At 67.0% G+C, this 25,945-nt stretch carries 20 protein-coding genes; 14 read left to right on the top strand and 6 right to left on the bottom strand.

Annotation, left to right across the window (positions count from 1 at the left end):
• Nucleotides 1–4 precede the first annotated feature (4 nt).
• From QRN67_RS05050 to QRN67_RS05040, 3 genes are read left to right on the top strand one after another with little or no spacing between them, the layout of a single operon-like run.
• On the top strand, nt 5–892 hold the full coding sequence (locus tag QRN67_RS05050) for a GNAT family N-acetyltransferase (protein ID WP_285410875.1): 888 nt from the start codon (nt 5–7) through the stop codon (nt 890–892).
• The gene (gene ppk1 / locus QRN67_RS05045) at nt 889–3,210 is read left to right on the top strand and encodes a polyphosphate kinase 1 (protein ID WP_503010868.1); all 2,322 of its coding nucleotides are present in this window, start codon (nt 889–891) and stop codon (nt 3,208–3,210) included. The genes QRN67_RS05050 and ppk1 overlap by 4 nt, the downstream gene beginning before the upstream one ends.
• A gap of 19 nt (nt 3,211–3,229) precedes the next feature.
• The gene (locus tag QRN67_RS05040; protein ID WP_172839987.1) at nt 3,230–3,691 is read left to right on the top strand and encodes a SixA phosphatase family protein; all 462 of its coding nucleotides are present in this window, start codon (nt 3,230–3,232) and stop codon (nt 3,689–3,691) included.
• 18 nt (nt 3,692–3,709) lie between these two features.
• Here the strand turns inward: QRN67_RS05040 and QRN67_RS05035 are convergent, their stop codons facing one another.
• Nucleotides 3,710–5,230, bottom strand: coding sequence for a Ppx/GppA phosphatase family protein (locus QRN67_RS05035; protein ID WP_081271673.1), 1,521 nt, complete (start codon nt 5,228–5,230; stop codon nt 3,710–3,712).
• 249 nt (nt 5,231–5,479) lie between these two features.
• Here QRN67_RS05035 and pstS point away from each other — a divergent pair, with 249 nt between their 5' ends.
• From pstS to phoR, 7 genes are read left to right on the top strand one after another with little or no spacing between them, the layout of a single operon-like run.
• Nucleotides 5,480–6,514, top strand: coding sequence for a phosphate ABC transporter substrate-binding protein PstS (gene pstS, locus QRN67_RS05030; protein WP_081271674.1), 1,035 nt, complete (start codon nt 5,480–5,482; stop codon nt 6,512–6,514).
• 30 nt (nt 6,515–6,544) lie between these two features.
• Complete coding sequence (pstC, locus tag QRN67_RS05025; RefSeq protein ID WP_081271675.1) at nt 6,545–7,627, top strand: phosphate ABC transporter permease subunit PstC; 1,083 nt, start codon at nt 6,545–6,547, stop codon at nt 7,625–7,627.
• Entirely contained in the window at nt 7,624–8,508 is an 885-nt protein-coding gene (pstA, locus tag QRN67_RS05020; protein ID WP_081271676.1) for a phosphate ABC transporter permease PstA, read from the top strand. The genes pstC and pstA overlap by 4 nt, the downstream gene beginning before the upstream one ends.
• A gap of 17 nt (nt 8,509–8,525) precedes the next feature.
• Entirely contained in the window at nt 8,526–9,305 is a 780-nt protein-coding gene (gene pstB, locus QRN67_RS05015; protein WP_021007056.1) for a phosphate ABC transporter ATP-binding protein PstB, read from the top strand.
• 16 nt (nt 9,306–9,321) lie between these two features.
• Entirely contained in the window at nt 9,322–10,023 is a 702-nt protein-coding gene (phoU, locus tag QRN67_RS05010) for a phosphate signaling complex protein PhoU (RefSeq protein WP_081271677.1), read from the top strand.
• A gap of 27 nt (nt 10,024–10,050) precedes the next feature.
• A complete protein-coding gene (gene phoB, locus QRN67_RS05005) occupies nt 10,051–10,743 on the top strand; it encodes a phosphate regulon transcriptional regulator PhoB (protein ID WP_007836652.1) in 693 nt (230 codons plus the stop codon).
• 44 nt (nt 10,744–10,787) lie between these two features.
• Nucleotides 10,788–12,128, top strand: coding sequence for a phosphate regulon sensor histidine kinase PhoR (gene phoR / locus QRN67_RS05000; RefSeq protein WP_199851911.1), 1,341 nt, complete (start codon nt 10,788–10,790; stop codon nt 12,126–12,128).
• 19 nt (nt 12,129–12,147) lie between these two features.
• Here phoR and QRN67_RS04995 read toward each other — a convergent pair whose 3' ends face one another.
• The 3 genes from QRN67_RS04995 to QRN67_RS04985 form a co-directional block, all read right to left on the bottom strand.
• On the bottom strand, nt 12,148–13,500 hold the full coding sequence (locus QRN67_RS04995; RefSeq protein ID WP_285410868.1) for an MATE family efflux transporter: 1,353 nt from the start codon (nt 13,498–13,500) through the stop codon (nt 12,148–12,150).
• On the bottom strand, nt 13,497–15,233 hold the full coding sequence (locus tag QRN67_RS04990; protein ID WP_285410866.1) for a DUF2339 domain-containing protein: 1,737 nt from the start codon (nt 15,231–15,233) through the stop codon (nt 13,497–13,499). Before QRN67_RS04990 ends, QRN67_RS04995 begins: the two co-directional genes overlap by 4 nt.
• A gap of 78 nt (nt 15,234–15,311) precedes the next feature.
• The gene (locus QRN67_RS04985) at nt 15,312–15,581 is read right to left on the bottom strand and encodes a type B 50S ribosomal protein L31 (protein WP_019653042.1); all 270 of its coding nucleotides are present in this window, start codon (nt 15,579–15,581) and stop codon (nt 15,312–15,314) included.
• 181 nt (nt 15,582–15,762) lie between these two features.
• Here QRN67_RS04985 and QRN67_RS04980 point away from each other — a divergent pair, with 181 nt between their 5' ends.
• On the top strand, nt 15,763–16,830 hold the full coding sequence (locus QRN67_RS04980) for an oxidoreductase (protein ID WP_285410864.1): 1,068 nt from the start codon (nt 15,763–15,765) through the stop codon (nt 16,828–16,830).
• 58 nt (nt 16,831–16,888) lie between these two features.
• Here the strand turns inward: QRN67_RS04980 and rho are convergent, their stop codons facing one another.
• Together rho and trxA are read right to left on the bottom strand one after the other, a co-directional pair.
• On the bottom strand, nt 16,889–18,154 hold the full coding sequence (rho, locus tag QRN67_RS04975) for a transcription termination factor Rho (protein WP_081266259.1): 1,266 nt from the start codon (nt 18,152–18,154) through the stop codon (nt 16,889–16,891).
• A gap of 183 nt (nt 18,155–18,337) precedes the next feature.
• On the bottom strand, nt 18,338–18,670 hold the full coding sequence (gene trxA / locus QRN67_RS04970; protein ID WP_042578306.1) for a thioredoxin TrxA: 333 nt from the start codon (nt 18,668–18,670) through the stop codon (nt 18,338–18,340).
• Nucleotides 18,671–18,827: 157 nt separating this feature from the next.
• Here trxA and QRN67_RS04965 point away from each other — a divergent pair, with 157 nt between their 5' ends.
• From QRN67_RS04965 to QRN67_RS04955, 3 genes are read left to right on the top strand one after another with little or no spacing between them, the layout of a single operon-like run.
• The gene (locus QRN67_RS04965) at nt 18,828–21,383 is read left to right on the top strand and encodes a PD-(D/E)XK nuclease family protein (RefSeq protein WP_285410860.1); all 2,556 of its coding nucleotides are present in this window, start codon (nt 18,828–18,830) and stop codon (nt 21,381–21,383) included.
• On the top strand, nt 21,380–24,640 hold the full coding sequence (locus QRN67_RS04960) for a UvrD-helicase domain-containing protein (protein WP_285410858.1): 3,261 nt from the start codon (nt 21,380–21,382) through the stop codon (nt 24,638–24,640). Before QRN67_RS04965 ends, QRN67_RS04960 begins: the two co-directional genes overlap by 4 nt.
• On the top strand, nt 24,637–25,875 hold the full coding sequence (locus QRN67_RS04955) for a TIGR03862 family flavoprotein (protein ID WP_285410857.1): 1,239 nt from the start codon (nt 24,637–24,639) through the stop codon (nt 25,873–25,875). The genes QRN67_RS04960 and QRN67_RS04955 overlap by 4 nt, the downstream gene beginning before the upstream one ends.
• Nucleotides 25,876–25,945 lie beyond the last annotated feature (70 nt).

The raw sequence follows: 25,945 nt of genomic DNA, 5'->3' as shown, positions 1-25,945 counted from the left end.
CCCCATGAAAGAACTGCCCAACCCGACATTTCCGCTTTCGCAGATCGGGCTGCGCGCGGCCTTGTGGCCCGCTCCTGTTGCCGGTGGTTCGACCACCACCATCACTGCCCGCTCCTCGGTGCCCCAGGCGCCCGCAGTCATCCTTCCTCCGGTTCCCGAAGCCCGCCAGGGCATCACCGTGGGCTGGGCTCGCCACCTCGACGACGTGCGTGCCGCACAACGCCTGCGTTACGACGTGTTCGTCGGCGAGATGGGCGCCCGCGTGTCGTCGCCGCTGGCCGGCCACGACATCGACCTGTTCGACGATTTCTGCGAACACCTGCTGGTCCGCGACGAACTGACGCAGCAAGTCATCGGCACCTATCGCGTGCTGACGCCGGCACAGGCCCGCCGCGTGGGCAGCACCTACAGCGATACTGAATTCGACCTCACCCGCCTGCGCGATCTGCGCGAGCGCATGGTCGAGCTTGGCCGCAGCTGCGTGCACCCCGAACACCGCCAGGGCGGCGTGATCCTCGCGCTGTGGGGGGCCTTGGCCGGCTTCATGCACCGCAACAAGCTCGACACCATGATCGGCTGCGCGAGCATTCCCATGTCGCACAACGGCGTGACCAACGGCGACGCTGCCGCCAGCATCTGGCGCCAGGTGTCGGCCAGCCACATGGCGCCGATCCAATACCAGGTGCAGCCGCGCCTGCCGCTGCCGGTCGAGCGGCTGGACAGCACGCTCGACGTGGAGCCGCCGGCGCTCATCAAGGGCTACCTGCGCCTGGGTGCCAAGGTGCTCGGTGCGCCGGCCTGGGACCCTGACTTCAACGCCGCTGACCTGCCGATGCTGATGCGCATCGACGATCTGCCGGCGCGTTACCGCAAGCACTTCCTGGGCGCATGAAGCCGGCGGTCGCCCGGCCCGAACCGGGGCCGCTCGCTTCTTCCAACACGCCTGCTGGGTCTGGAGCAGGTGCGCTGGAGCCGTCACGGGACTGTCATGCAAATGACACAAGCGCGGATGACACTGTCATATTTCCGCCTACACGTCCTCCTGTGCCGCTTGCTCCAGAATCAGTGCCTATGCAATCCGACCTCGCAGATCCGTCGCTCGACGTCGCTGCGCCCACGTTCACGCTGCTGGACCGCGATCACAGCATCCTGTCATTCAACGAGCGCGTGCTCGACTGGGCGCATCGGACCGAAGTGCCGCTCATCGAACGGCTGCGCTATCTTTGTATCGTTTCGTCGAATCTCGACGAGTTCTTCGAAGTCCGTGCCGCGCCGCACCTGATCGCGGGCAGCGCCGGCGACCACAAGGGCACCTACACCGTCGAATCGTTCGAGCGGCTGGCCGAGGCGGCCCACACGCTCGTGGCGCGGCAGTACGCGCTGTACAACGACGAGCTGATGCCGACTTTCGCCACGCACGGCATCCACATCATTTCGCACGGTGAACGCAATCCGGCGCAGCGCAAATGGGTCAGCGAGTATTTCGAGCGCGAAGTGCGCCCGCTGCTGATTCCCGTGGGGCTGGACCCCGCGCATCCGTTCCCGCAGGTGGCGAACAAGTCGCTCAACTTCATCGTGAGGCTGGGCGGCAAGGACGCCTTCGGGCGCGAAAACCCCATCCAGATCGTGAAGGTGCCCCGTGTGCTGCCGCGCCTGATCAAGATGCCTGCCAAGGTGTCGGATGGCAAGACGCTGTTCGTGGCGCTGTCGAGCGTGGTGCGGGCGCACCTGTCGAGCATGTTCCCGGGCCGTGAGGTGGGCGACTTCTCGCAATTCCGCGTCACGCGGCATTCCGACCTCGCGGTGGACGAGGAAGACGTCAAGAACCTGCGCACCGCCTTGCGCCAGGGATTGCAGCACCGGCACTACGGCCAGGCTGTGCGGCTGGAGGTGTCGGCGAGCTGCGCGGAGTCGCTGGCGAGCTTCCTGCTGGCGCAGTTCAATCTGCCGCCGCAGGCGCTCTACCGCGTGCACGGGCCGGTGAACCTGGCCCGGTTCACGCAACTCGCGGATCTGCTCGACGAACCCAAGCTGCGCTTTCCGCCGTACCCGGCGTCCTACCCGGTCACGCTGTCGCCGTCGCAGTCGTTCTTCGAAAGGCTGCAGCGCAGCGACGTACTCATTCACCAGCCATTCGAGAGCTTCGACGGCGTGCTGGCGTTCCTGCGCGAGGCGGTGCTCGATCCGCAGGTTCTGGCGATCAAGCAGACCATCTACCGCACCGGCGCCGACTCGGTGCTGATGGACCTCCTGCGTGAAGCGGTGCGCCGCGGCAAGGAAGTCACGGTGGTGGTGGAGCTGAAGGCACGCTTCGACGAAGAGGCGAACATCAACTGGGCTGAAATGCTCGAGTCGATCGGCGCGCAGGTGGTTTACGGCGTGGTCGGCCTGAAGACCCACGCCAAGATGCTGCTGGTGACTCGCCGCGAGGGCAAGCAGATGCGCCGCTATGGCCATCTTTCCACCGGCAACTACAACCCGCGCACCGCCAAGCTCTATACCGACATCAGCCACCTCACGGCCGACCCGCTGCTGACGGCCGACATGGAGACCGTGTTCGTCCACCTCGCAAGCCAGAGCCGGTTGCCCAAGCTCAACCGCATGTGGCTGGCGCCGTTCGACCTGCACAAGAACCTCGTCACCCAGATCGACGCGCTTGGCGTGGCGGCCGCGGCTGGACATGCGACGCGCATCGTCGCCAAGATGAACGCGCTGACCGACGAGGAGATCATCGCCGCGCTGATTCGCGCGGGGCAGAAGGGCGTGAAGATCGACCTGATCGTGCGCGGCGCCTGCACGCTGCCGGCGCAGGTGCCGGGGGTGACCGACAACATCCGGGTGCGCTCGGTGATCGGGCGCTTCCTCGAGCATTCGCGGGTCTTCTACTTCCGCAACGGCGAAGACGAGTCGCTCTACCTGTCGAGCGCCGACTGGATGAACCGCAACATGATGCGTCGCATCGAGCTCGCCTGGCCCGTGACCGACCCGGGCCTGCGCCAGCGCCTGATCGACGAATGCCTGGTGGCCTATCTGCACGATGGACGCGACGCCTGGGATCTGGGCGGCGATGGCATCTATACCCGCGTCGACCACGACACGCATGCGGGCGAGGCGGGTGCTTCCCGAGCGATCGAGGCGCACGGCGCACAAGCTGCGCTGATGAATCGCTATGCATCCCGAGCTCACATCCGGGATGCATCCGGCAACTGAAGACCGAAAGACGATGACCATGGACTTGATCTTCTGGCGCCATGCCGAAGCCGAGGACTGGACCGAGGGTTGCGACGACATGCAACGCTCCCTCACTGCGCGCGGCGAGAAGCAGGCCAAGCGCATGGCGACCTGGCTCGACCGTCAGTTGCCGGACGGCACGCGGATCATCTGCAGCCCCGCGCGGCGCTGCGAGCAGACGGCTCTTGCGCTGGGCCGAAAGTACAAGCTCCGCGCCGAGCTGGCACCCGACACCACGACCGAGGCGTTGCTAGGTGCGGCCGGCTGGCCCAACGGCAAGTCGGTGGTGCTGATGATCGGCCACCAGCCGTCCGTGGGGCAGGCGATTTCGCTGCTGCTGGGGCTCAAGCAGGACAGCTGCCCGGTGCGCAAGGGTTCGCTCTGGTGGATCCGCACGCGCGAGCGGGACGGCGACGTGCAGACCGTCGTGGTGACGGTGCAGTCGCCGGAACTGCTCTGAACGTGGCGCTGGCGCGGCTCAGCAGCCGCTGAGTTCGACGCGCCAGCTGCTGGTCTTCTGCCAGGCCAGCACTTCTTCGCGCAACAGGTGGGCCGACTGCGGATAGGCCTCGGCCCAGTCAGGCGCGCAGGCGATCGTGAAGGCGCGGGCGCCCAGCGCCGCCAGGTGCAGTGCCTGGGGATCGGGATCGCGCCGCGCATGGCACAGGATGACCGCGAGCCGCAGCGACAGCAGCTGCATCACGAAGGTCTCGTCGTCCAGTGCCGCCTCTAGCTTGCGCAGTTTGCCGCGTTGACCCAGCACCAACTGGCCCAGCGCGTGCATTTCGTTCACTGCAAAGCCGGGCGCGTCGGCGTTGTCGAGGATGTAGGCGCCGTGCTTGTGGTAATCGCTGTGCGAGATCTGGGTGCCGATTTCGTGCAATTGCGCCGCCCAGCCCAGCTTGCGCAACGCACGGCCGGCACGGTTCGAGCTGTTTCCTCCGCGGGCCGCCGGGGCAAGTTGCAGGAAGAGGCTGGCAGCAGTGTCGCCCACGCGCTTGGCCTGTGCCGCATCGACGGTGAAGCGGTTGGCCAGCCGTGCGACCGTGGCGGTGCGCATGTCGGCCACGCTTTCGTCGCGTTCAAGCAATTCGTAGAGCACGCCGTGGCGCAGTGCGCCTTGGGCGACCTTCATTTCCTGAATGTCGAGCAGGTCGAACACCGCACGCAGAACGCTCACGCCACCGCCGATGACGGCCTTGCGGTCTTCGCGCATGCCGTCCATGCGCAGCTTGTCGGCGCTGCCAGCCTTCAGCAGGCGGTCGAGCAGCCAGTCGAGGCCTTCGCGCGTGACGAGCCCGGGTTCGCCTCCCGCCGCGGCCAGCACGTCGCCGACCGCGCCGATGGTGCCGGAGGCGCCATACGCCACGTCCCATTGGTCGCGGGTGTAGGTGGCGAGCGCGTCGTCCAGCACGGCCTTTGCCGCCACCTCGGCCGCGCGGAAGGCCGTGGGGGTGAACAGGCCTTCGCCGAAATGCTTCATCGACCATGCCACGCTGCCGACGCGATACGACTCCATGCGGTCGGCCTCCAGCGCGTGGCCGATGATCATTTCGGTGGAGCGCCCGCCGATGTCGACGACCAGGCGGCGTTCGCTGTCTGATGCATCGGTGTGCGGCAACATGTGCGCCACGCCCTGATAGATCAGGCGGGCTTCTTCGCGCCCGGGGATCACGTCGATGCCGAAACCCAGAATGGTGCGCGCACGCAGCAAGAACTCTTCGCGGTTGCGTGCCTCGCGCAACGTCTGGGTGGCGACGGCACGGACCTGCGAGCGCTTGAAGCCCGCGAGGCGCTCGCCGAAGCGGGCAAGCGCATCCCAGCCGCGCTGCATGGCCTCGGTGGTGAGGTTGCGCGCGCTGTCGAGGCCGTTGCCCTGGCGCACCGTCTCCTTGAGGTATTCGGTGCGATGAATCTGACCATGGTCGACCTGTCCGATTTCCAGCCTGAAGCTGTTCGAACCCAGATCGACCGCTGCGAGGCGGGTGCCGTTTTGCATTTTGTAGTGGAGAGGGCGGTTCTCTGAATCGTAGCGCCGTGACAGAACGCGCCGCCCTCGAGTCTCATCACGGCAGGGGGTTGGAGGCTAGGCGCAGTGCATGACGGTTATGTGACAGCGTCACACAAGTCACTGCGGGATTGCAGGCATTTTCCCTCGACAGAGGGGTGTCATATTGATGTCACAGAAGCTTTTTAGAGTCCGTCCCAAGCCCGAAAGGGACTACTTCTTACTTCTAAAGGAAGCTTCATGAAAACGACGTTCAAATTTGCAACCGCCGGCCTCCTGGCCGCGATGTTCACCATTCCCGCCTTCGCACAAGACGTTACCGGCGCTGGCGCCAGCTTCCCGGCACCGCTGTACGCCAAGTGGGCTTCCGATTTCAACAAGGCCACCGGCGTCAAGATCAACTACCAGTCGGTCGGCTCGGGTGCCGGCATCAAGCAGATCGAAGCCAAGACCGTCGATTTCGGCGCTTCGGACGCTCCCCTGAAGGACGACGAGCTGCAAGCCAAGGGCCTGATGCAGTTCCCCACCGTCATCGGCGGCGTGATCCCCGTGGTCAACATCCAGGGCATCAAGCCCGGTGAACTGAAGCTCAACGGCCAGGTCCTGGGCGACATCTACCTCGGCAAGATCACCAAGTGGAACGACCCCGCCATCAAGGCCCTGAACGGTTCGCTGGCTCTGCCTGACGCCGCCATCGCCCCGGTTCGCCGCGCCGACGGTTCGGGCACCAGCTTCCTGTTCACCAACTACCTGAGCAAGGTCAACGCCGAGTGGAAGACCAAGGTCGGCGAAGGCACTGCCGTGAACTGGCCCACCGGCGCGGGCGGCAAGGGTAACGAAGGCGTTGCCGCTTTCGTGAACCGCCTGCCCAATTCGATCGGCTACGTCGAGTACGCCTACGTCAAGCAGAACAAGATGACGTACGCACAAATGCAGAACGCCGCCGGCAACTTCGTGTCGCCCGACGACTCCGCCTTCAAGGCCGCCGCCGCCGGCGCCGACTGGAACAAGAGCTTCTACCAGGTGCTGACCAACCAGGCCGACAAGGGCGCATGGCCGATCACCGGCGCGACCTTCATCCTGATGCACAAGGTGCAGGACAAGCCCGCCAACGCGACCACCGTGCTGAAGTTCTTCGACTGGGCCTACAAGAGCGGCGACAAGACGGCCGACGACCTCGACTACGTGCCGATGCCCGACGCCGTGAAGGCATCCATCGCCAAGGCATGGGGTGATGTGAAGGATGCGTCGGGCAAGGCCGTCGCTTACAAGTAATACAACCCATCAGTCCAGAACGGCGCGCCCATGAGCAATTCTTCGCTCGAGGACGCGCCGCTTTCGTCTTTGCCGGAGCGACCCGTGTCATCCACTTTCCCCGCCGCAGGCGCCTCACTCGACCTCGCGGCCGAGCGCGGCCGCGTTACCGCCCCTCCGCCCCCCGTCAAGGCTCCGCGCTCCGGCCCGATGGCCGATCGCTTGTTCGGCTGGGCTGCCAAGGGCGCCGCGCTGCTGACGCTCGCGATGCTCATCGGCATCCTGCTGTCGCTGATCGTCGGCGCATGGCCCGCCATTTCCAAGTACGGCCTCGGCTTCCTCACGAGCAGCGTGTGGGACCCGGTGAAGGACGAGTACGGCGGCCTGGTCATGATCTACGGCACGCTGGCCACCTCGATCATCGCGCTGGTGATCGCCGTGCCCGTGAGCTTCGGCATCGCGCTGTTCCTTACCGAACTTTCGCCCAACTGGCTCAAGCGCCCGTTGGGTACGGCCATCGAATTGCTGGCGGCGGTGCCTTCCATCGTCTACGGCATGTGGGGCCTTCTGGTGTTCGGCCCGATCCTGTCGACCTGGGTGCAGCAGCCGCTGCAGAAACTGCTCACCGGCGTGCCGTACCTCGGCGCCCTGGTGTCCGGCCCGCCCGTGGGCATCGGCATCCTTTCGGCCGGCATCATCCTCGCGATCATGATCATCCCGTTCATCGCCTCGGTGATGCGCGACGTGTTCGAGGTGACGCCCCCGCTGCTCAAGGAATCGGCCTACGGCCTAGGTTCCACCACCTGGGAAGTCGTGTCCAAGGTCGTTCTGCCGTACACCAAGGCCGGCGTCATCGGCGGCATCATGCTCGGCCTGGGCCGGGCGCTGGGTGAAACGATGGCGGTCACGTTCGTGATCGGCAACATGAACCAGCTCAACTCCCTTTCCGTGTTCGAGGCTGCCAACAGCATCACCTCGGCGCTCGCCAACGAATTCGCCGAAGCCGGCGCCGGCCTGCACCAGGCCGCGCTGATGTACCTCGGCCTCGTGCTGTTCTTCATCACCTTCGTCGTGCTGTCGCTGTCGAAGATGCTACTTGCCAAGATGAAGAAGAGCGAAGGAACCAAGTCGTGAGCACCGCGCAAAACCTCCTGAGCGCCAAGGCGCTCGCCGAAACGCGCCAGGCCAAGTTCGCCTCGCGCAACCGCGTCAACAAGATCGCGCTGACGCTGTCGCTCGCAGCCATGGCTTTCGGCGTGTTCTGGCTGGTCTGGATCCTGTGGGAAACGCTGCGCCAGGGCGTCGGCGGCCTGGCCATCGCCACCTTCACCGAAATGACCCCGCCGCCGAACGAAGCGGGCGGCATCGCGAATGCGATCTTCGGCTCGTTCGTGATGGTGATGCTCGCCACCTTCGTGGGCACGCCCATCGGCATCATGGCCGGCATCTACCTGGCCGAGTACAACCCCAAGGGCTGGCTGGCCTCGGTCACGCGCTTCGTCAACGACATCCTGCTGTCGGCGCCGTCGATCGTGATCGGCCTGTTCGTCTATGCCGTGGTGGTGGCCTACTTCAAGACCTTCTCGGGTCTGGCCGGCGCCCTTGCGCTGGCGCTGATCGTGATTCCGGTCGTGATCCGCACCACCGAGAACATGCTGCAGCTGGTGCCACCGGGCCTGCGCGAGGCGGCCTACGCTCTGGGCACGCCCAAGTGGAAGGTCATTCTCAGCATCACGCTGCGTGCCGCCCGTGCAGGTGTGGTCACCGGTGTGCTGCTGGCTGTGGCCCGCATCGCCGGCGAGACCGCACCGCTGCTCTTCACCGCGCTGAACAACCAGTTCTGGACCGCCGACGTGAGCCAGCCGATGGCCAGCCTGCCGGTCACGATCTTCAAGTTCGCAATGAGCCCGTACGAGAACTGGCAACAGCTGGCCTGGGCCGGCGTGTTCCTGATCACCGTCGCCGTGCTCGCCCTCAATATCCTGGCGCGGGTCCTGACGCGCAACAAACACTAAATCAAGAAGACGCCAACATGCCAAATACCGTCGCACAACCGTCGCGCTCGAAGATCTCGGTCAAGGACCTGAACTTCTACTACGGCAAGTTCCACGCGCTCAAGGGCATCAACCTCGAGATTCCCGAGAACAAGGTCACGGCCTTCATCGGTCCGTCGGGCTGCGGCAAGTCGACCTTGCTGCGCACCTTCAACCGTATGTTCGAGCTCTATCCCGAACAGCGCGCCGAGGGCACCATTGCCCTGGACGGCGAGAACCTGCTCACCTCCAAGCAGGACGTGGCGCTGATCCGCGCCAAGGTCGGCATGGTGTTCCAGAAGCCCACGCCGTTCCCGATGTCGATCTACGACAACATCGCCTTCGGCGTGAAGCTGTTCGAGAACCTCTCGGCCAGCGAAATGGACGACCGCGTGGAATGGGCCCTGAAGAAGGCCGCCCTGTGGACCGAAGTGCGCGACAAGCTGCAGCAAAGCGGCTCGGGCCTCTCCGGCGGCCAGCAGCAGCGCCTGTGCATTGCACGCGGCATTGCCATCAAGCCCGAAGTGCTGCTGCTCGACGAACCCTGCTCGGCGCTCGACCCGATCTCCACCGCGAAGATCGAGGAACTGATCGCCGAGCTGAAAAACGAGTACACGGTGGTCATCGTGACGCATAACATGCAGCAGGCCGCCCGCTGCAGCGACTACACCGCGTACATGTACCTCGGCGACCTGATCGAATTCGGCGCCACCGAACAGATGTTCTTCAAGCCGCAGCGCAAGGAGACCGAGGACTACATCACCGGCCGCTTCGGTTGAAGTCAAAGGAGACAACATGACCGAGAAACACCTTTCCAGCCAGTTCGACAGCGAACTCAACGGCGTCTCGTCGCGCGTGATGGAGCTCGGCGGCATGGTCGAGTCGCAGATCCACCAGGCTGTGTACGCGCTGCTGCAGTTCGACTCCGACGCCGCCGACCGCGTGATGGAGACCGAGCATCGCGTCAACGCGATGGAGATCGACATCGACCGCGAACTGTCGTCGATCATCGCGCGCCGCCAGCCCACGGCCCGCGACCTGCGCCTGCTGATCGCCATCAGCAAGACCACCGCCAACCTCGAGCGCGTGGGCGACGAGGCCAACAAGATCGCGCGCATGGTCAAGTCGATCATCGAGAGCGGTTCGGCCCGCCAGTTGCCGACGACCGAACTGCGCATAGCTGCAGACCTTGCTTCCGGCCTGCTGCGCACGGCGCTGGATGCGTTCGCGCGCCTGGACACGGCCGCGGCCCTGTCGATCCTGAAGGACGACGACCTGATCGATCGCGAGTTCGACGGTTTCGTGCGCAAGCTCGTCACCTACATGATGGAAGACCCGCGCACGATTTCCGCCAGCCTCGACCTGCTGTTCCTGGCCAAGGCCATCGAGCGTATCGGCGACCATGCCAAGAACATCGCCGAGTTCATCATCTACATCGTCAAGGGTGCCGATGTGCGGCACACTTCGATGCAGGAAATCGAGTCCGCGCTGCAGTAACGACCGCGGCAAGACTCCAAGAAAGCAATGAAGAAACCCCGAGTCCTGATCGTCGAAGACGAGTCCTCGATCGCCGAGCTGATCGCCGTCAACCTGCGCCACAACGGCTTCGAGCCGATCTGGTCGGAAGATGGCGCCGCGGCCCAGCGCGAGATTGACGCCTTCCTGCCGGATCTGATCCTGCTCGACTGGATGCTGCCCGGCCAGAGCGGCCTGCAGCTTGCGCGCCAGTGGCGCAAGGACCCGCGCACCAAGGCCATCCCTATCCTGATGCTGACGGCGCGCGGCGACGAGCCCGACAAGGTTGCCGGCCTCGACGCCGGTGCCGACGACTACATCACCAAGCCTTTCTCGACCCAGGAAATGCTGGCCCGCATCCGTGCGGTGCTGCGTCGCCGGGCGCCGGAAGTGGTGACGGAGCGCGTCGAGATCGGCGAACTGGCGCTCGACACCTCCACCCACCGCGTGACCTGGCAGGGCGGCGCACTGAAGGTCGGCCCGACCGAGTTCAAGCTGCTGGCGTACCTTATGCAGCACGCCGAGCGCGTGCACAGCCGGGCGCAACTGCTCGACAAGGTGTGGGGCGACCACGTCTACATCGAGGAACGCACGGTCGACGTGCACGTCAAGCGCCTGCGCGAGTCGCTGGGCGCGGCTGCGCCCATGGTGGAAACCGTGCGCGGAGCGGGCTATCGCCTGACAGCCCAAGTCACGGTTTGAGCGCCGTGGCTTCCCTCGGCTGCGGGCGCGGATAATCGCCCGCCATGCCTTTTCGCATTGCTACATTTTTAATAGCGTCCCTTGCAATTGGAGGGGGCGCTGTCGCTGCGTTCGGCTGGAAATTCGGTTGGCTTGGTGCCTGGCTGGGCGCGGTGCTGTGGCTGGGGCTCGATGCCTGGCGTGCCGAGCGGCTGCTGCAGGTGCTGCGCAACGACGCAATGGGCCTGCCGGCGCGCGGACCCGGTGTGTGGGGCGAGTTGGCGGAGCGTATCCGCAAGCTGCTGCGAGACCGCGAGCAGCAGACCCGGCAGGCCGAAGACAGGCTGCAGGAGTTCCTCGCGGCCATTCAGGCATCGCCGAATGGCGTGGTGCTGCTCGACGAGCAAGGCCGCATCGAATGGTGCAACCAGACGGCTGCCAGCCAGTTCGGCATCGACGCGGAGCGTGACCTAGCGCAGCACCTGGCCAACCTCGTGCGCGATCCGGCCTTCGTGGCCTATCTGGCTTCCTGGAACTACAGCCGGGACGTCATCATCGATGCCTTCGGCCCGGGCCATGCGCACCAGCGCAGCCACCTGGTGCGGCTGTCGGTGCAGGTTCACCCCTATGCGGGCAACCGCCGCATGCTGCTGACGCGCGACATCACGGCACTGGAGCAGGCCGAAGCCATGCGCCGCGATTTCGTGGCGAACGTGTCCCATGAGATCCGCACGCCGCTGACAGTGCTCGCGGGCTTCGTCGAGACGCTGCAGAACCTGCCGCTCGATGCGGACGAGCGCACGCGTTACCTGTCGCTGATGGGGCAGCAGTCGCACCGCATGGAAACGCTGGTGAACGACCTGCTGACGCTGTCGCGGCTGGAGGGCAGCGCGGCGCCTTCAGGCAACCAGTGGATCCGAATCCGGGCCTTGCTCGCGCACTGCGAGGACGAGGGCCGGGGTCTGTCGGGCCGATTGGCGCCGCTGGGCCACCGCCTTTCGTTCACCATCGATGCGGAATCCGAGGTGTCGGGCGCGCCGACCGAATTGCAGAGCGCAATGTCGAACCTGCTGAGCAATGCCATCCGCTACACGCCGGGCGGTGGCGAGGTGGCCGTGAGCTGGCGGGTACTGCCCGACGGACGCGGCGAATACGCGGTGAAAGACACGGGACCCGGCATCGCGGCCGAGCACATCCCCCGGCTGACCGAGCGCTTCTACCGCATCGACCGCAGCCGGTCGCGCGAGACGGGCGGCACCGGGCTGGGCCTTGCGATCGTGAAGCACATTGCGCAGCGTCATGGGGCCGAGTTGCGCATCGAAAGCACCGTGGGCAAGGGCTCGCGATTCGCGCTGGTGTTCCCGGCGGCGCGTGTCAGGGAAGCGCGGCTGCTGGCCAAGCAGTAGCAGGCAGCCGGCCCGGCTTTCAGGCCGAGCGCTTGTTCATCGTCCAGCGCAGCAGGGTGATGAAGAACAGTGCCGTTATGGCCAGCGCGCCCGCGCTCATGATCCAGAACGCCAGCGGCGATTGCATGGCTCCCCACGGACCCAGGCCGCGATACGCCAGCATGTAGCTGCCGCCGAGCCCCAGGCCCCAGAGCATCGTGCAGTAGATGACCAGCGGCGCGAGCGTCACCCGGTAGCACCGCAGCAGGAACACGCACAGCGTCTGAACGGCGTCGGCCAGGTGGTATGCAGCTACCGCCACCATCAGCGCCGCGGCCAGCCCGACCACGGCGGGGTTGTCCGAGTACACGTTGGCCAACTGATGGCGCAGCGTGACCAGCGCGGTGGAGAAAAGCAGGGCGCACAGCACGGTCTGCTCGAAACCCAGCCTGCATGCATGGCGCGCCCTGGCGACATCGCCCGCGCCCAGCCAGAAACTCACGCGCGCGCTGGTCGCGATCGAGAGCGACAGCGGCACCATGTATGCCACCGCCATCAGGTTCGCGGCGATCTGGTGCGCCGCGGCGGCAGCCGTGCCAAGGCGCGCGATGAACAGTGCCATCAGCGTGAACGAGGTCACTTCGACCAGCACGGCCAGCCCGCCCGGCACGCCCATCCGTGCGAACAGGCGAATCTGTTGCCAGTCGGGCTTCTCGAGGCGCTCCCACAGCCTGTAGCCGCGATAGAAAGGGCTGCTGCGCAACAGCCAGACCGCGCAGGCGAGCATGGCCCAGTTCACGCACAGCGTGGCCCAGCCGCAGCCCACCAGTCCCATCGCCGGCAGGCCCGCGCCGCCGAAGGTGAACCAGATCGAGAGCGGCAGCTTCACCACCAGCGAGCCCAACTGCAGCCAGGTAACCAGTTGCGGCTTGCCCAGGCTCTGGTTCAACGTGCTGAACAGGCGAAAGAGCAGGGCGGGAGCCAGTGCAAAGGCCAGTACGCGCAGGTACATCTCCACGTCGCCGCGCATTTCGGGCGGTACCTGCGTGAGACGCAGCACGGCGGCAGGTGCGAGCAGCGCCGCCATGCCGACCACGATGGCAATGGCGGCGAGGTACAGCGATTGCCGGACCGAGCGGCCTACTTCGCTGCCGCGGCCGCCGCCGTGCAGTTCGGCCCACACAGGCAGCAGCGCCTGCAGCACGCCCATCAGCGACACATACACGCTGATGAAGATCGCCGCGCCCACCGACAGCGCAGCCAGCGCGCCCTCTGAGTAGCGGCCGGCGATGATGGTGTCGGTCACACCGAAGGCCATCACGGCCAGCTGCCCGACCAGCACCGTGCCGGCATGCCGCGCGATCAGGCCCCTTTCGCCGCTTTGTGCGCTCACTGGGGCTTGATCTTCTGGTAGAGCAGCAGGTCGTCGGCCGGGCTGCTGGGGCGGCGAAGGGTGCCGCTGAAGCGCCATTGATCGAAGGGGATGATCGTGTGCAGGCGCTCGATGGTCTCGGGGCTGACAAGCAGCCAGGGGCAATCGGTGCCCAGCAGCAGCGGCTGCAGGTTGAACTGGCCGTGGTAGCGCAGGGCGGCGATGTGCGGGCGGCTCAGTGCAAGCTCCGCAATGCAGCTCGGCTGGCCGACGCGCTCGGCCACGGCACGCACCTGCGGCACATAGCTGCGCGCGTAGTCGATGGGCGGCAGCCACAGCGTCATCAGCAGCATCCAGCACAGCGCCGTGCCGCCGGCCGGCAGCACGAGCGTCTTCCAGAGGGCTGCACGATGCCGCCCGGTGCGCCAGCGCACCAGCCAGCACCAGGCAATTGTCGCGGCCGCCGCCAGCACCACGGCGATGGGCGAGAACTCGGGCACGAAGCCCGGCACCAGGCGGGTCACGCTGGCAGCGGGCTTGGGCGGTACGCCGGTCTGCATGGCGATCCAGTAGATCCAGCCGAGCAGCGCCAGGCCGCTGAAGAAAAGCACGTTGAACCAGTCGACCAGTGCCGCGGCGCTGCGGCGGAAGGTCGGCAGGGCAAATGCAGCCAGCGTGGCGAAGGCGGGCAGCGCCAGCATGAGCGAACGGTCGGAGAAATCGGTGGTCCAGGTGGCGGCCAGCGGCACCAGCGCGAACCAGAACGGCAGCGCCACGTGGCGCGCATTGAGCTGGCGGCGCCAGCGCCAGAGCGTCCAGATGGCCAGCGGCCAGACCGGCCAGGTGAACCACAGCAGCAGCTTGGCCTGGCCACGGATGTCACCGAACAGCGAGCCGCCGATCAGCGTGATCTTCCATTGGGGCAGGCCCAGCGCGAACACCAGCACTGCGGCCACTGCGGTGACGCTTGCCATCGTCGCGAAGGCGCCCAAGGTGTAGCCGGGACCGTCATCGCTTCCGGTGTCGAATTCGGTCCGGGCCTTTGCCGCGGTTCGACGTTCGTAGGCGATGTAGAGCGTGCTTCCGATCGCCAGCGCCAGGCCGACCGTGGGGGCGCCGCTCAGCGTGATGCCGAAAGTGCCCATGATCAGTGCGATCACCGGGCCGGCACGGCGGTAGGGCAGCGCGGCGACGCCGTAGAACAGGCACGAGGCAAAGAACAGTTGCGCCAGCGCGGGTGTGGTCTCGTGACCGAGCTGCGCCAGGCCGAGACAGGCGATCAGCGCCAGCAGGCCGCCGTCGGCGATGGCGCGTGCGTAGTCGGTCGGGCGTGCCTCACCGCCGAAAGCGAAGGCCACGGGCTGGGCGCGCGATGTGCGGGCCAGGTAGTAGACGGCGTACCAGGTCGCCGTGAACGTACCCCAGAGAAGGAACGCGAAGGCGATGCGCACCGCCAGGTCGGGATTCAGCCACGAGGGGGCGATCTTGATGGCCCAGGCGCCGATCCAGTAGGGAACCAGCGCGGGTGTTTCGGGGCGAATGCCCAGCAGCAATGGGTCGAACCAGCGCGCGATGCCTTCGGTATTGCGGGCCAGTTCGGCCATGTAGCCGAAGGCGGTGATGTCCGCGCTTTTCCATGGACCCCGGCCGACCAGGCCTGGCAGCAGGTAGGCCGCGCACAGCAGCAGCAGCGCGATGCGCGGCAGTCGGCGCACGGCGCTCTGGGCAACGATCGCGGGGGTGGGCTGGTTCAAGAGTGGCGGGAGGCAGGTTTCGGAAACAAAAAGGGCAGCGCGGTAAACCGGGCTGCCCTCGACGCCAAAGCGCGTGCTTTACTTCGAAGCGGCGCCGGTGGTCTTGCCGAAGCGGTTGCGGAACTTCTCGACGCGACCGCCCATGTTGTCGACCGACTTCTGGGTGCCGGTGTAGAAGGGGTGCGATTCGCTCGTGGTGTCCAGCTTGAACAGGGGGAGCTCGCGGCCGTCGTCGGTCTTGCCCATTTCCTTGGTGTTCGCGCACGAACGGGTCACGAACTTGAAGCCGTTCGACATGTCGACGAACAGGACTTCGCGGTAATTCGGGTGAATGCCTTCTTTTGCCATGGTATTTCCTTTTGCGCTGTTGGAATCAATGCGCGGTCGATGCGAGAGCCACCAGTGCACCATTCATTTGGCACGCTGCCCCAGGGCAGGCCTGGGAAGCCGGGCGACGCTGCCCGGCCGCACTTTTCGCGGAGCCCACGATTATCGCATACTGCCGCTTTTGCGAGCAAACCAGCCTCCCATGACTGTTACAACCTTGCGCGCCGGCCTGGTCGGCTATGGCTTTGCCGGCCAGACTTTCCATGCGCCCGTGCTTTCCGCGGTGCCAGGGCTCGAATTGGCCGCCGTGGCGAGTTCGCAGCCCGAGAAGGTCCGCAAGGACTGGCCCGGCGTGGCGGTGGTTTCCGATGTGGCGGCGCTGGCGGTCCGATCGGACATCGATCTTGTCGTGGTCGCGACACCCAATGCGCAACATTTTCCGGTCGCCAAGGCAGCGCTGGAGGCTGGCAAGCATGTGGTGGTCGACAAGCCTTTCACCCTCGACGTGGCCGAGGCCAGGGCGCTGGCGGCGTTGGCTCAGCGCAACAAGCGTGTGCTGGCGGTCTACCAGAACCGACGATTCGACGCCGACTTCCTGACGCTCAAGGACGTCCTGGCGAGCGGCGAACTGGGCCGCCCCGTGTACCTGGAGTCGCATTTCGACCGGTTCCGGCCCGAGGTGAAGGTGCGGTGGCGAGAGCAGGCTGTGCCGGGATCCGGCCTTTGGGTGGACCTGGGCGCGCACCTGGTCGACCAGTCGGTGCAGCTGTTCGGGCTGCCCGACACGATCCAGCTCGACACGGCCGTCCTGCGTGACGGCGCCGTGGTCGAAGATTACTTCCACGCCGTGCTGCGCTACGAGAGCGGACCGCATGCGCCGCTTCGCGTGGTGCTGCATTCGACAACCCTGGCGGCCGATGCGGCGCCGCGCTACATCGTGCATGGCACCAGCGGCAGCTACGTCAAGCATGGCGTGGATACGCAGGAAGATGCGTTGCGCGCGGGGCAAAGGCCGCCGGCCGAAGGGTGGGGTGCCGATCCGCTCGACGGCGAACTCACCCTGGTCGGCAGCGACGGCACGGCCGGCAAACGCAGCGTGCCCACGCGCGCGGGCAACTACGTCGACTACTACGCCGCGGTGCGCGACGCCATCCTGGGCAAGGGTCCGAATCCCGTGCCGCCCGAGCAGGCCGTGGCGCTGATGGAGCTGCTCGACCTTGGCCGGCAGAGTGCTCTTGAAGGCCGCGCGATTCCTGTGGCGCGCCCATGAAAAAAGCGCGTTGGCCCGAATGGGTCAACGCGCTTTTGCGGACAGAGCGAAAAGGTGCTCAGCCGCCGCGACGCATCATGTCGAAGAACTCGACATTGGTCTTCGTCGCCTTCATGTTCTTGAGCATCAGTTCCATCGACTCGATCTCGTCCATGTTGTACATGAGCTGGCGCAGGATGCGGGTCTTCTGGAGGATCTCGGGTGCCAGCAGCAGTTCTTCGCGGCGGGTGCCGCTGCGGTTGAGCTGGATCGAGGGGAACACGCGCTTTTCGTACAGGCGGCGGTCGAGGTGGATTTCGGAGTTGCCGGTGCCCTTGAACTCCTCGAAGATCACTTCGTCCATGCGGCTGCCGGTGTCGATCAGCGCGGTGCCGATGATGGTCAGCGAGCCGCCTTCTTCCACGTTGCGCGCGGCGCCCAGGAAGCGCTTGGGGCGCTGCAGGGCGTTGGAGTCGACACCGCCGGTCAGCACCTTGCCCGACGAGGGCACGACGTTGTTGTAGGCGCGGGCCAGGCGGGTGATCGAGTCGAGCAGGATCACCACGTCCTTCTTGAGCTCGACCAGGCGCTTGGCGCGCTCGATCACCATTTCGGCGACGTGCACGTGGCGCGCGGCGGGTTCGTCGAAGGTCGAGGCAATGACCTCGCCCTTCACGGTGCGCTGCATTTCGGTCACTTCTTCAGGGCGCTCGTCGACGAGCAGCACCATCATGTGGACGTCGGGGTAGTTCGCGCTGATCGCGTGGGCGATGTGCTGCATCATCACCGTCTTGCCGCTCTTGGGCGGTGCCACGAGCAGGGCGCGCTGGCCTTTGCCGATGGGAGCGATGATGTCGATGATGCGGCCGGTGATGTTCTCTTCGCCCTTGATGCCGTCGCGCTCGAGCTTCATCTGTTCCTTGGGGAACAGCGGCGTCAGGTTTTCGAACATCACCTTGTGCTTGTTCTGCTCGGGCGGACCGTCGTTGACCTTGTCGAGCTTGGTCAGCGCGAAATAGCGCTCGCCGTCCTTGGGCGTGCGCACTTCGCCTTCGATCATGTCGCCGGTGTGCAGGTTGAAGCGGCGCACCTGGCTCGGCGAGATGTAGATGTCGTCCGTGCTGGCCGTGAAGCTGGTGTCGGGGCTGCGCAGGAAGCCGAAGCCGTCCGGCAGGATTTCGAGCACGCCGTCGGCGAAGACCTGCTCGCCGGCCTTGGCGCGCTTCTTGATGATCGCGAACATCAGCTCCTGCTTGCGCATGCGGCCGACGTTTTCGATCTCAAGCGCTTCGGCTTGCTTGAGGACTTCAGACACGTGGAGTGCCTTGAGTTCGTTTAAGTGCATGGAATGACCCCTCGCGGGGTAATCGAACGGAAAACGGGGGGAGGTTGGGTGTGAAGCGAGAGTTGCTTCACCAACCGGGGAACTCGAACCGGTTGCCTAGGTAAGGGCCGGTGATCTGTTGGAGATTATGACAGGAAAAACGCGCCGGCCAACGCATTGCGCGCTGGCCGGGTGAAATGTCGCTCAGGCGAGTTGCTGGTCGATGAAGGCCGTGAGTTGCGCCTTGCTCATGGCGCCGACCTTGGTGGCGGCCAGCTGGCCGTCCTTGAAAAGCATCAGCGTGGGGATGCCGCGGATGCCGAACTTGGCGGGAATGTCGCGGTTCTCGTCCACGTTCAGCTTGGCGATCTGCAGCTTGCCTTCGTAGGTGGCCGAGACTTCGTCGAGGATCGGGGCGATCATCTTGCAGGGGCCGCACCATTCGGCCCAGTAGTCGACCAGAACGGGCTGACTGGACTTGAGCACGTCGGCCTCGAAGGAGGAATCGGAGATGTGTTTGATGAGTTCGCTGGCCATGTGATGGATCCTTGTGCGCAGAGAGTTTCGGTGCAGCTAAAGTTCAGGTCATTGTGACAGAAACCAAGGGGTGGCGTGCCATGCGCGGCCGCTATGGCGGCGATAGCCAAAGCCCTTGCTCGCCACGCCTCCCACGCTCTCAACCCCTCGATAGAACATGAACGAAGGCCACCCCGTCCAGGCCCTGTGGTGCGACCCCGCCGGCGGCATCGTCGCGCGGATCGTCCGCGCGCTCGCCGAGCGCCAGGTGCACGCGGCCCGCACGGTGGTGCTGGTGCCCTATGCGCAGCTGATGGGCGTGGCGCGCGCCATGTGGGCCCGCTGCGGCAGCCCCGGCTTCGTGCCGCGCTTCGAGACCACGCACAACTGGGCCCGCAGCGCCGGCGGCTTCGTGCCCTCCGGCTACGACATCGCGCACGACATGGCGCGCGACCTCGTCACAGCGCAGGCCCTGCTGTCGCAGGCCGGTTTCAGCGCCGAGCGCTTCGCACTGGCCGGCCGCCTGGTCGAACTGGCCTACCAGCTGGTGCCGCTCGCGGCCGCCGTGTCGCCGGACGAGCGCGTGGGCGAATGGGCCGCGCGCGCGGCGCAGGTCGCGGAGGCGGGCAGCGAGTCCGAGTGGTTCCGCACCGAGAGCGCTCTGATCCGCATTGCCGTGGCGTGGGTCGCCACCTCCGGCTATGCCACGGACGTGCTCCGGCGCGAGAGCACGCGCGCGCAGGTCGATGCACTCCTCGTGCTCGAGGGCTTCCAGACCGATCCGCTCACGCAAGCCCTGTGCGCCCTGTGGGGTGACCGGGCGCTGCGCCTGTCGCTGGTACCGGCCGATACGCGGCCTGAAGCCGCGGCCTCGCATGTGGCGCTCGACCCCGAGGACGAAGCCGAACTCGCGGCCGCCTGCGTGCTGCGCCACCTGGCCGAAGACCGTGCGCCGGTCGCGCTGGTGGCGACCGACCGCGCGCTCACACGCCGCATCAGCGCACAGCTCAAGGCGCAGGGCGTCATCACCCACGACGAGACCGGATGGAAACTTTCGACCACGCGCGCCGCCGCCACGCTGATGAGTTCGCTGCGCGCCTGCGCCCATGACGCCAGCAGCGACCAGGTGCTCGAATGGCTCAAGAGCGGCGCCGACGGTGATGCGCTGGTCGTCCAGGCGCTCGAGGCCCGCCTGCGCCGCGAAGGCGTGCGCGACTGGTCCGCGTGGTGCGCGCTGGTGGCGCGCAGCGAGAAGCCGCACGACGCCGCGCTGCTGAGCTTCACCGAAGCCATCGAGGAACGCCGCGCACCGATGATGCGATCCAGGCCCTTGGCCGAGTGGCTGCGCGCGCTGCGCGAGCTGCTGGAGGCGGGCGACCAGTGGGAGCCGCTCAGCGAGGACATGGCCGGCGGCAAGGTCATTGCCGCACTGTGGCTCGACGCCGGCGCCCACGGCGACGACGAAGAATTCCCCGGTGGCCGCCATACGCTCGCCGAGTTCACCGCCTGGGTGCGCGACGTGCTCGAAGACGCGAGCTTCGTGCCGCCCGCCGGCGACCAGGCCCCGAAGGTGGTCGTGCTGCCGCTTTACCAGCTGCTGGGCCGGGCCTTCGGCGCGGTCGTCATTCCGGGCTGCGACGACCGGCGCCTGCCTGCATCGCCAGAGCCGCCCGGCAACTGGAGCGCCGCGCAGCGCGCCGATCTCGGCCTGCCTTCGCGTGAAACGCTCGAGGCTGCGCAGCGTGCGGCCTGGGCCATGGCGCTGCACAACCCGTCGTGCGAGCTGCTCTGGCGCCAGTCCGACGCCAACGGCGAGCCCGTGCGCCCGAGCCCGCTGGTGCAGGCCTTGCAACTCGACCACGCCTTGCGTCCCGCCACCGACCCGCGTTCCCCGCGCGAAGTGGCCGTGCAGCCGACCGAATACCCCAAGCCTTCCGGCGCGCTGCTGCCGCTGCAGAACATCTCGACCAGCGTGTACGAAGACCTGCGCCGCTGCCCCTATCGCTTCTTCGCGCTGCGGCAGCTCGGCCTGCGCAGCGCCGACGAGCTCGATGCCGAGGTCGACAAGCGCGACTTCGGCAACTGGCTGCACGCCGTGCTCGGCCACTTCCACCAGGCGCTGACCGAAGCCCCGACGCAGGACGCGCAGGAGCGCGCCGCGTTCATCGAGGAAGCCGCGCGCCGGGCCACTAGGGAGCTCGGCTTGTCCGATGCCGAGTTCCTGCCGTTCGCGGCGGCATGGCCCGCGGTGCGCGACGGCTACCTCCATTGGCTGACGGGCCACGAAGCCAGCGGCGCGGTATTCGTCGAGTCCGAGCCCTGGAAGGAGCAGCCGCTGGGCGACCTGCGCCTGATCGGCCGGCTCGACCGCATTGACCGCATGCCCGACGGCCAGCCCTTCGTGATCGACTACAAGACCGAGTCCGCCTCCGTCAGCAAGGAGCGCGTGAAAGACCCGACCGAAGACACCCAGCTGGCCTTCTACGCGGCGCTGGTGGCCGACGACACCCTGCGCGCGGCCTACGTGAACGTGGGGGAGAAGTCCTCGGGGACGCAGACCGTCGAGCAGCCGGCCGTGGTGGAGGCGCGGGACGCACTGGTCGCCGGCATCATCCACGACTTCACGCGCATCGCCCAGGGGGCGCCGCTGCCGCCATTGGGGGAGGGCGCCGTCTGCGACTACTGCGCGGCGCGCGGCCTCTGCCGCAAGGACTTCTGGGAGGTGGCGCAATGAACGGCGCAGCCTACGAACACAACGGCCGGCATGTCACGCGCGAAGCCTTCTACGTCGTCGCTTGCGACCCGCGCCGTTCGGTAGCGGTCGAGGCCTGCGCGGGCGCGGGCAAGACATGGATGCTGGTGTCGCGCATCCTGCGCGCGCTGGTCGAAGAAGGCGATTCCGCCTGCGAGCCGCACGAGATCCTGGCCATCACCTTCACCAAAAAAGCCGCCGGCGAAATGCGCGAGCGGCTCGACCAGTGGCTTGAGGATTTTGCCGAGCGCTCGCCCGACGAACTGGTCGCCCAGCTCGTGATGCGCGGCGTCGAGCCCGCCGCCGCACTGGCTGCGGTTCCGCGACTGAAGGGCCTCTACCGGCGCCTGCTCGAAGGTGGCCGGCCGGTGCAGTTCCGCACATTCCACGCCTGGTTCGCGGGCCTGCTGCGCAATGCACCGTTGGCTGTGCTGCGCGAACTGGGCCTGCCTTCGAACTACGAACTGCTCGAGGACGATGCCGAGGCGCGCAGCCACACGTGGCGCCCGTTCTTCGAAGCGGTCACCGCCGACCGGAATGCGCTGGCCGACTACTACGCCGTCGTCGCCACCCACGGCCGCTCGCAGACCGCCAAGGCGCTGAGCGAGGCGCTGTCCAAACGCGTCGAGTTCTCTCTGGCCGATGCGGAGAACGCGGTGCAGCACTTCAGCGCGTTCTATCCATCGCTCGGCGGGCTGGAGGAGCCGACCGACGCCTTGCGCGGCAGCGAGGTGCGCCAGCGCTGGCTGGGCCGCGCAGCCGCGCTGGGCAAGGAATCCAACAAGACGCCGCAGAAAGCCGCCGAGGCCATCATCGACGTCTTCGGCACGGGCGAACCCGAAGCGGGCGCGCTGCAGGCCGCGCTGGCGCACCTGCGCAAGAACTTCTTCGTGGCCACCGAAGACCGGCTCAACAAGAACCTGCAGAAATTCCAGGCCGCCCAGGAGGCCGAGGCCGAATTGCAGGTGCTGTGCGGCGCGCAGGCCCAGCATGCCGCGTGGCTCTACCAGCAGCGCATGACGCGGCTCACGCGCATCCTCATCGCGTCCTTTGCCGACGTGAAGCGCGCCCACGGCTGGGTCGACATGAACGACGTCGAACAGGCCGCCCAGTTGCTGCTTGGCCAATCGGCCTTGTCTGGCTGGGTGCAGGAGCGGCTCGATGCGCGCATCGCGCACCTGCTGATCGACGAGTTCCAGGACACCAACCCGCTGCAGTGGCAGGCGCTCTACGGCTGGCTCAGCGCCTACACCGGCGCGCAGGGGCGGGCGCCGCGCGTGTTCATCGTGGGCGACCCGAAGCAGAGCATCTACCGTTTCCGCCGCGCCGAGCCGCAGGTGTTCATCGCCGCCAAGAAGTTCGTGCGCGAGGGCCTGGACGGCGAGCTGCTGAACTGCGACCACACGCACCGCAACGCGCGCGCCGTGGTCGGGCTGGTCAACTCGGCGATGCTGGCCGCGCAGGAAGCCGGCGAGTTCGACGGCTACCGCGCCCACACCACCGAGCGCAACGACGCGGGCGAACTGCTCAAGCTGCCGGCCATCGACCGCGATGCGCTCGGCGCCGCAGAGGCCGAACCCGCCGACGACGGCATGCTGCACTGGCGCGACAGCCTCGTCACGCCGCGCGTGCTGCCCGAGGAGCAGTTGCTGCAGAAAGAATGCGAGCAGGCCGCGCAGTGGGTCGCGCAGCGCATTGCCGACGGCACGCCGCCGCGTCAGATCATGGTGCTGGCGCGCCGTCGCAGCCGCTTGTCCGCCATGCAGGACGCGCTGCGCCAGCGGCACATTCCCGTGCAGCAGCCAGAGAAGAACGAACTGCACGACGCACCCGAGGTGCAGGACGTGGTCGCGCTGATCGACGCGCTGGTGTCGCCCGCGCACGACCTTTCCCTGGCGCGAGCGCTGAAATCGCCTGCTTTCGGCATCGGCGACGACGCGTTGGTGCAGCTGGCGTTGCGCCAGCGGGAGCGCCCGTCGCTCAACTGGTTCTCGCTGATCCAGAAGGGCGAAGACCTGCCGGCGGAGCTGACGGAGGCCGGCGTCAAGCTGCGCAAGTGGCAGCGCTGGCTGATGACGCTGCCGCCGCACGACGCGCTGGATGCGATCTTCAACGACGGCGACCTGCTCGCGAAGTTCGGCGCGGCCGTGCCGGCACCGATGCGCCAGGGCGCGCTGGCCAACCTGCGCGGCGTGCTGACCGCGTCGCTCGATATCGACGGCGCCCGCTTCACCACGCCCTATGCGCTGGTGCGTTCGCTGCGTGCCGGCGGCGTGCGGGCGCCGTCCGTCGCCGCGCCGGACGCCGTGCAGCTGCTGACCGTGCACGGCGCCAAGGGCCTCGAGGCCGACACCGTGCTCATGCTCGATTGCGACGCCCCGCCGCCGCGCGCCCAGACCATGGGCGTGCTGGTCGAATGGAAGGGCAGCGACAGCGCACCGACGCGCTTCGTGTTCCTCGCGAGCGAGAAGACGCCGCCGGCCTGCGCAGCGGCCTTGCTCGAAGAAGAGCAGCGCGCCCGCCATCGCGAGGAGCTGAACGGCCTCTACGTCGCGACCACGCGGGCGCGGGAGCGGCTGGTGCTGTCATCGGTTCGCCCGGCGCGCGCCAACGAGGGCAGCTGGTGGGCTCGGCTGGAGCCGCTGTGCGAGCCCACGGAGGCAGACGAGCCGCTGGTCGCGCTGCCGGCCGAGAGCGGCGCGGCCAGTTTCTCGATGAAGAAAATGCCCGAGGCGCCCGTGTCGGCCGAAGCGCCTTCGACAAAAAAAGCGGCCGCGAACGCCACCGTCGACGCACGCGCAGCGGCCTTCGGCCAGGCCATGCACCGCCTGCTCGAATGGGCCGTGCCGGGCGAGCCTTTGCCCGCTGCCCATGTGCGTGCGGCCGCTCGAGAATTCATGCTCGATGCACAGCAGGCACGCGGCGCCGCCGCCCTGGCCCAGCGCATCCGCGCCGGGGCGGGTGCCTGGGTGTGGGACGATCGCAGGGTCGACTGGCATGGCAACGAAGTCACGCTGGTGCATGAAGGCGAGACCTTGCGCATCGACCGTCTGGTGCGCGAGCGCGACGGCGGCGCCTGGTGGATCCTCGACTACAAATCCGCGGCGCGCCCCGAACGGGACGCCGCGCTGATCGCACAGATGCAGCGCTACCGCGCGGCAGTGCAACATGCCTATCCCGGTGCCACGGTGCGCGTCGCGTTCCTGACCGGGCAGGGCGAACTGGTAACTCTCGAATGAACGTTTCTCCTGCCGTTGCCGTGATCGGCGGCGGACCCGCCGGGCTCATGGCGGCCGAAGTACTGAGCGCATCCGGTGCGCAGGTGCATGTGTATGACGCAATGCCCTCGGTGGGGCGCAAGTTCCTGCTGGCCGGGCGCGGCGGCTTGAACCTCACCCACTCGGAACCCTTCGATGTGTTCATGAGCCGCTTCGGCGAGCGCCGCGCACAGCTCGAACCCATGCTCGGAAAGTTCGGCCCGCAGCAGGTGCGCGAGTGGGCCGCGGGGCTGGGCATCGAGACCTTCGTCGGCACGTCCGGCCGGGTGTTCCCGACCGACATGAAGGCCGCGCCGCTGCTGCGGGCATGGCTGCACCGGCTGCGCGCTGCGGGCGTGCAGTTTCATATGCGGCATCGCTGGCTGGGCGATGGCGCGATCGACCTTGGCGCGCTGCGGTTCGCGACGCCGGCCGGGGAGGCCGTCGTGAAAGCCGATGCCGTGGTGCTGGCGCTGGGCGGTGCGAGCTGGGCGCGTCTGGGTTCCGACGGGGCGTGGGCGCCGTGGCTGCAGGCCAGGGGCGTGGAGGTGGCGCCGCTGCTGCCCGCCAACAGCGGCTTCGACGGCGAGGGATGGAGCGAACACTTTTCGAGCCGTTTCGCGGGGCAGCCTTTCAAGTCGGTCGCGATTTCGTTCACCGACAGCCAGGGCCGCCACTTCGCGCGCAAGGGCGAGTTCGTTGCGACGGCCACCGGCATCGAGGGCAGCCTGGTCTACGCGGCATCGGCGCTGCTGCGCGACGAGATTGCAGCGCACGGCAGCGCGACGCTGCTGCTCGACCTGCTGCCCGACCGCAGCGCGGAGCAGGTGCTGGCGGCGGTGAAGCATCCGCGCGGCGCCCGCTCGCTGAGCAGCCACCTCAAGAGCCGGCTCGGCATCGAAGGCATCAAGGCCGGCGTCCTGCACGAGGCATTGAGCAAGGACGCGATGCACGACCCCGTGCAACTGGCGGCCACGATCAAGGCGGTGCCGCTGAGGCTGGTCGCGACGCGGCCCGTGGACGAGGCAATCAGCACGGCGGGCGGGGTGCGATTCGATGCGCTGGATTCTTCGCTGATGGCGAATGCGCTGCCCGGTGTGTTCGCTGCGGGGGAGATGCTGGACTGGGAGGCGCCGACCGGCGGCTATTTGCTCACGGCGTCGATGGCGAGCGGTGCGGCCGCGGCGCGGGGCGCCATTCAGCGGCTGGGGCTGTAGAAGCCCTGCGTCGCATCGGAGTTTTCGCTGAGTGAATTTGCAAGCTCCGTTTCATTTCGCGTGGAATGAA

It is taken from the genome of Variovorax sp. efr-133-TYG-130 (assembly GCF_030208835.1).
Classification (GTDB): domain Bacteria; phylum Pseudomonadota; class Gammaproteobacteria; order Burkholderiales; family Burkholderiaceae_C; genus Variovorax.
The sequence above is the reverse complement of the archived record's forward strand: the minus strand, read 5'-3'. Positions and strand labels throughout refer to the sequence as shown.

Coding starts and splice junctions, on each gene's coding strand:
- QRN67_RS05050 (WP_285410875.1), top strand. CDS start 5: ATGAAAGAACTGCCCAACCCGACATTTCCGCTTTCGCAGATCGGGCTG.
- ppk1 (WP_503010868.1), top strand. CDS start 889: ATGAAGCCGGCGGTCGCCCGGCCCGAACCGGGGCCGCTCGCTTCTTCC.
- QRN67_RS05040 (WP_172839987.1), top strand. CDS start 3,230: ATGGACTTGATCTTCTGGCGCCATGCCGAAGCCGAGGACTGGACCGAG.
- QRN67_RS05035 (WP_081271673.1), bottom strand. CDS start 5,230: ATGCAAAACGGCACCCGCCTCGCAGCGGTCGATCTGGGTTCGAACAGC.
- pstS (WP_081271674.1), top strand. CDS start 5,480: ATGAAAACGACGTTCAAATTTGCAACCGCCGGCCTCCTGGCCGCGATG.
- pstC (WP_081271675.1), top strand. CDS start 6,545: ATGAGCAATTCTTCGCTCGAGGACGCGCCGCTTTCGTCTTTGCCGGAG.
- pstB (WP_021007056.1), top strand. CDS start 8,526: ATGCCAAATACCGTCGCACAACCGTCGCGCTCGAAGATCTCGGTCAAG.
- phoU (WP_081271677.1), top strand. CDS start 9,322: ATGACCGAGAAACACCTTTCCAGCCAGTTCGACAGCGAACTCAACGGC.
- phoB (WP_007836652.1), top strand. CDS start 10,051: ATGAAGAAACCCCGAGTCCTGATCGTCGAAGACGAGTCCTCGATCGCC.
- phoR (WP_199851911.1), top strand. CDS start 10,788: ATGCCTTTTCGCATTGCTACATTTTTAATAGCGTCCCTTGCAATTGGA.
- QRN67_RS04985 (WP_019653042.1), bottom strand. CDS start 15,581: ATGGCAAAAGAAGGCATTCACCCGAATTACCGCGAAGTCCTGTTCGTC.
- QRN67_RS04980 (WP_285410864.1), top strand. CDS start 15,763: ATGACTGTTACAACCTTGCGCGCCGGCCTGGTCGGCTATGGCTTTGCC.
- rho (WP_081266259.1), bottom strand. CDS start 18,154: ATGCACTTAAACGAACTCAAGGCACTCCACGTGTCTGAAGTCCTCAAG.
- trxA (WP_042578306.1), bottom strand. CDS start 18,670: ATGGCCAGCGAACTCATCAAACACATCTCCGATTCCTCCTTCGAGGCC.
- QRN67_RS04965 (WP_285410860.1), top strand. CDS start 18,828: ATGAACGAAGGCCACCCCGTCCAGGCCCTGTGGTGCGACCCCGCCGGC.
- QRN67_RS04960 (WP_285410858.1), top strand. CDS start 21,380: ATGAACGGCGCAGCCTACGAACACAACGGCCGGCATGTCACGCGCGAA.
- QRN67_RS04955 (WP_285410857.1), top strand. CDS start 24,637: ATGAACGTTTCTCCTGCCGTTGCCGTGATCGGCGGCGGACCCGCCGGG.